This window comes from Pelomicrobium sp. P1, assembly GCF_052805615.1.
In genome coordinates, this window is record NZ_JBRBEM010000007.1 from 166851 (window position 1) to 172143 (window position 5293).

The following is a 5293-nucleotide window of genomic DNA, read 5'->3' on the forward strand; positions in this document are numbered from 1 at the left end:
GGGCGAAGCCCGTGGGCCGAGACCAAAAGCTCCCTGATGGAGGGGGCGGGGGAGCCGCGCAACCCCGCCGAGATGGGCAAGCTGGCCAGGTCGGTGCTCAAGTGACGCCAGCGCGGTGCATGGCATCATACTTGCAAAGCATGGTCGTTTTCATTGCGGCGACGCCCCCTAGAGGGGATAATGTTTCGTATTGGAATCCGCCCGCGTTTCCGATGAACACATTTGGATCGCCCTATAGCAGGAGCAGCGCGAAATTCTAAGAAAAAGTCCCCGGAACGGGACCTCCCGCCGGAGCCCTGGAGCTAACCAGGACCGGCGGGGTGTTGTTGACCTGCAGCTACGCAGCGCACAAATGTCTTGCCGGTCCGCATTGCTCAACCCGATTGTCAGGCTCGAAAGGCATTTGTGATGAACGATCGAACCATCTTCTCGACCGGTTCCCGCGAAGGCGGCGACCATCGCCACCGGGTGCGGCCGACGCCCAAAGGCCGCACCGTCGATCCCAAGGCGCTGGAGGAAGTACGCGCCCTGCTGGGGGAGGAGCCCCGGCGCCGGGATCTCCTCATCGAGCATCTGCACAAGATCCAGGACGCCTATGGCCATCTCTCGGCGGCCCACCTGGCGGCCCTCGCCCGGGAGATGAACCTGGCCCTCACGGAGGTCTTCGAGGTGGCCACCTTCTACCATCACTTCGACGTGGTGAAGGAGGGCGATGCGGCTCCGCCCGCGGTCACGGTGCGAGTGTGCGAATCCCTCTCCTGCGAGCTGGCGGGGGCCCATGAGCTGATGGCCCAGCTCAAAAAGCAATTGGGTCCCGGCGTGCGCGTCATTCCAGCGCCGTGCGTCGGCCGCTGCGCCGGCGCACCGGTGGCCGTGGTAGGTCAGAAACCGATTGAGGGGGCGGAAGTCGAGCGGGTGCTCGCGGCGGTGGCGCGTCGGGAACTCAAGGACTCGCCCCCTAGAGGCATCACCTATCAGGAGTACCGCGCCCAGGGAGGCTACCGGCTGCTGGCCGAATGCCTGGCGGGCAAGCACGATCCGGAGAAGTTCCTCAAGACCATGGAGGACTCGGGCTTAAGGGGGCTCGGCGGGGCCGGTTTCCCGGCCGGGCGCAAGTGGCGCATCGTGCGCGGAGAACCTGCGCCGCGGCTGATGGCGGTCAACATCGACGAAGGCGAGCCCGGGACCTTCAAGGATCGCTACTACCTGGAGCGGGACCCCCACCGGTTCCTGGAAGGGGCCATCATCGCCGCCTGGGTGTGCGGCGTCTCCGAGATCTACATCTACCTGCGGGACGAGTACCACGGCTGCCGGGAGATGCTGGCGCGGGAGCTCAAGGCCCTCCAGCAGGATCCCCCCTGTGCCCTGCCCCCGATCCACCTGCGCCGCGGCGCGGGCGCCTACATCTGCGGGGAAGAGTCGGCGATGATCGAATCCATCGAAGGCAAGCGAGGCATGCCCCGGCTGCGCCCCCCCTACGTAGCCCAGGTGGGCCTGTTCGGCCGCCCCACCCTGGAGCACAACTTCGAGACCCTCTACTGGATCAGGGATATCCTGGAAAAGGGCGCCGGCTGGTACACCTCCCATGGTCGCCACGGGCGCACGGGCCTGCGCTCCTTTTCGGTGAGCGGCCGAGTCAAGGAGCCGGGGGTGAAGCTGGCGCCGGCCGGCATCACGGTGAAAGAGCTGATCGAGGAGTACTGCGGCGGCATGCTGGACGGCCACGAGTTCTACGCCTATCTACCCGGCGGGGCCTCCGGCGGGATCCTGCCCGCCTCCATGGGGGACATTCCCCTCGATTTCGGCACCCTGGAGCCCCACGGCTGCTTCATCGGCTCCATGGCGGTGATCGTGCTCTCGGACAAAGATCGGGCGCGGGACGCCGCCCGCAACCTGATGGCCTTTTTCCACGACGAATCCTGCGGCCAGTGCACGCCCTGCCGCGTGGGCACCGCCAAGGCCCTCGCTCTTCTGGAGAAGCCCGAGTGGGACGTGCCGCTACTGGAGGAGCTGTCCCGAGCCATGATGGACGCCTCCATCTGCGGCCTGGGCCAGGCGGCGCCGAACCCGGTGAAGAGCGTGATCAAGTTCTTTCCCAAGGAAATCGAATAACGAACCGACTCTGGCCGCGCCGCTCCAACGAGGAGAGGCGGCGCCGATCCCCATCGAAGAGGTGAGCCCATGAAGATGACCGACCTGGAAGTCCGGCCCGAAGCGATCCGATTCAAGCTGAACGGGAAGGAGGTCACCGGCTATAGCAACGAGACGATCCTGCAGACGGCCAAGCGCTACGGGATCGAGATTCCCCACCTGTGCTACAAGGAGGGCCTGCGGCCTGACGGCAACTGCCGCGCCTGCATGGTGGAGGTCAAGGGGGAGCGGGTGCTGGCGCCCTCCTGCTGCCGGCGGCCTGCGCCCGGCATGGAAGTTGCGACCGACAGCGAGCGGGCCCTGCACTCCCAGAAGATGGTGCTGGAGCTCCTGCTCTCCGACATGCCGCAGGAGCAGTACACCCTCGAGTCCGAGCTGGACCAATGGGCGCGCAAGCTCCGGGTGGGCAAGCCCCGCTTCGCCCCCCGCCCCCAGGTGTCGCCGGACCTGTCCCACCCGGCGATGGCGGTGCGGCTCGACGCCTGCATCCAGTGCACCCGCTGCCTGCGCGCCTGCCGCGAGGAGCAGGTGAACGACGTGATCGGCTACGCGTTCCGCGGCGACCGCTCCAAGATCGTGTTCGACTTCGATGACCCGATGGGCGCGAGCACCTGCGTGGCGTGCGGCGAGTGCGTCCAGGCGTGCCCGACGGGGGCGCTGATGCCGGCTCGGGACGTGGGGCTCCAGCAGGCGGACAAGACCGTGGACTCGGTCTGCCCCTACTGCGGTGTGGGATGCCTGCTCACCTATCACGTGAAGGACAACAAGATCCTCTATGTGACCGGGCGCGATGGCCCCGCAAACCACGGGCGGCTGTGCGTGAAGGGACGCTATGGGTTCGACTACGTGCATCACCGGCAGCGCTTGACCAAGCCCCTTATCCGCAAGCCAGGCGTGCCCAAATCCGCCGACTTCGTGGTGGACCCGGAGCATTGGCAGGAGGTTTTCCGCGAAGCCACGTGGGAGGAAGCACTGGATCTGGCCGCCGGCAAACTCAGGCAGATCCGGGACGCCCACGGCAAGCACGCCCTGGCCGGGTTCGGCTCGGCCAAGGGGTCCAACGAGGAGGCCTACCTGTTCCAGAAGCTGGTGCGCACGGGCTTCGGCAGCAACAACGTGGACCACTGCACCCGCCTGTGCCACGCCTCCAGCGTGGCGGCGCTCCTGGAGGGCATCGGCAGCGGGGCCGTGTCCAACCAGGTGAGCGACGTGCTGAAAGCTGAGGTGGTCCTGGTGATCGGCGCCAACCCGACGGTGAACCACCCGGTGGCCGCCACCTGGATCAAGAACGCGGCCAAGCAGGGGGTGAAACTCATCGTCGCCGACCCGCGCCGCACCGAGCTGGCCCGCTACGCCACCTATTTCCTGCAGTTCAAGCCCGACACCGATGTCGCCCTCCTGAATGCCATGATGTACACCATCGTGGAAGAGGGGCTGGTGAACGAGGACTTCATCCGCAGCCGCACGGAGGGGTTCGAAGCCCTGAAGAAAAACGTCAAAGGTTACAGCCCTGAGAGGATGGCGCCGGTGTGCGGCATTCCTGCCGAAACGATCCGGGAGGTGGCGCGCCTGTACGCCAAATCCAAGGGCTCCATGATCCTGTGGGGCATGGGCATCTCCCAGCACGTGCACGGCACCGACAACGCCCGCTGCCTGATCGCCCTCGCTCTGATGACGGGCCAAGTCGGGCGCCCGGGCACGGGGCTTCATCCTCTGCGCGGCCAGAACAACGTGCAGGGCGCTTCCGACTCGGGCCTGATCCCCATGGTGTTCCCGGACTACCAGCGGGTGGACGACGCCGAAGCCCGGGCGCGCTTCGAGAAGCTGTGGGGCACCCGCCTCGATCCCAAGCCCGGGCTCACCGTGGTGGAGATCATGAACGCGATCCTGGCGGGGGAAATCCGCGGCATGTACATCATGGGGGAGAACCCGGCCATGTCCGATCCGGACCTGCAGCACGCCCGGGAGGCCCTGGCGCGGCTGGAGTGGCTGGTAGTGCAGGACATCTTCCTCACCGAGACGGCCTATCTCGCCGACGTGGTGCTGCCCGCCTCCGCCTGGCCCGAGAAGACGGGTACCGTGACCAACACAGACCGCATGGTGCAACTCGGCCGACGTGCCCTGGATCTGCCGGGGGACGCCCGCCAGGACCTGTGGATCATCCAGGAGATGGCGAAACGGCTCGGACTCGAGTGGCGCTACGAGGGCCCCGAGAGCGGCGTTCGGGCGGTGTTCGAGGAGATGCGCCGGGCAATGCCCTCCATCGCCGGCATCACCTGGGAGCGGCTGGAGCAGGAAAGCTCGGTCACCTACCCGTGCGAGAAGGAGGGCGATCCGGGACAGCCGGTGGTCTTCATCGACCGCTTCCCCACCAAGACCGGCCGCGGCCGCTTCGTGCCGGCGGACATCGTCCCGGCGGCGGAGCGCCCGGACGAGGAATACCCGTGGGTGCTGATCACCGGCCGCCAGCTCGAGCACTGGCACACCGGCGCCATGACCCGGCGCGCGGGGGTGCTGGACGCCATCGAACCGGAACCGGTGGCCTCCCTCCATCCCCTGGATCTGGACGCCCTGGGCGTGAAACCCGGGGACCTGGTCACGGTGGAGACGCGCCGGGGCAGGATTGCCCTCTTCGCCCGCGCCGAGGAATCGACGCCGCGGGGAGCGGTGTTCATCCCGTTCTGCTTCTACGAGGCGGCGGCGAACCTGCTCACCAATCCAGCCCTGGACCCGTACGGGAAAATTCCCGAGTTCAAGTACTGCGCGGCCAAAGTGCGGCCCGGCGGCGAGGCTCCCGTCCACCTGAGCTACGGCGGCGGGCGCTCGCTGGCGGTGGCGTGACGCCGGGTCCCGGTGGGGGAGAAGGGTTTTCACTCTTGACCATGGTCAATGCCAGGAGTCGGCCGGCTGACTAACATCCCGGCCATTCTCGTGGGCCCGCCGGTTGGCCGGCCGGATCGTCGATCGAGCGGTGCGGCGGGCCCGCAACAAGCTTGAGGAGAAGGGGAAAAGAACATGCTGAGCGACATTGAAATCGCGCAACGTGCCAAGATGAAGCGCATCCGGGAGGTGGCCGAGGGGCTGGGGGTTCCCGAGGACGCCCTGGAGCCCTACGGGCATTACAAGGCGAAGGTGTCGCTCG

Annotated in this window: 3 protein-coding genes; all 3 read left to right on the top strand. The window is 67.1% G+C overall.

Features of this window, described 5'->3' with window-relative positions:
• Positions 1-408 precede the first annotated feature (408 nt).
• Positions 409-2112: an NAD(P)H-dependent oxidoreductase subunit E gene (locus tag ACUVYZ_RS09055; RefSeq protein ID WP_439934285.1), complete on the top strand. Its 1704-nt coding sequence runs from the start codon at positions 409-411 to the stop codon at positions 2110-2112.
• A gap of 69 nt (positions 2113-2181) precedes the next feature.
• Positions 2182-4992, top strand: coding sequence for a formate dehydrogenase subunit alpha (gene fdhF, locus ACUVYZ_RS09060; protein ID WP_439934286.1), 2811 nt, complete (start codon positions 2182-2184; stop codon positions 4990-4992).
• A 174-nt stretch (positions 4993-5166) separates the two neighbouring features.
• The coding region (locus ACUVYZ_RS09065) for a formate--tetrahydrofolate ligase (protein ID WP_446033054.1) at positions 5167-5293 on the top strand (127 nt) is incomplete at its 3' end.

What these genes read in the sequence shown, in the direction of transcription:
- ACUVYZ_RS09055 (WP_439934285.1), top strand. Translation starts at nt 409, where the DNA reads ATGAACGATCGAACCATCTTCTCGACCGGTTCCCGCGAAGGCGGCGAC.
- fdhF (WP_439934286.1), top strand. Translation starts at nt 2,182, where the DNA reads ATGAAGATGACCGACCTGGAAGTCCGGCCCGAAGCGATCCGATTCAAG.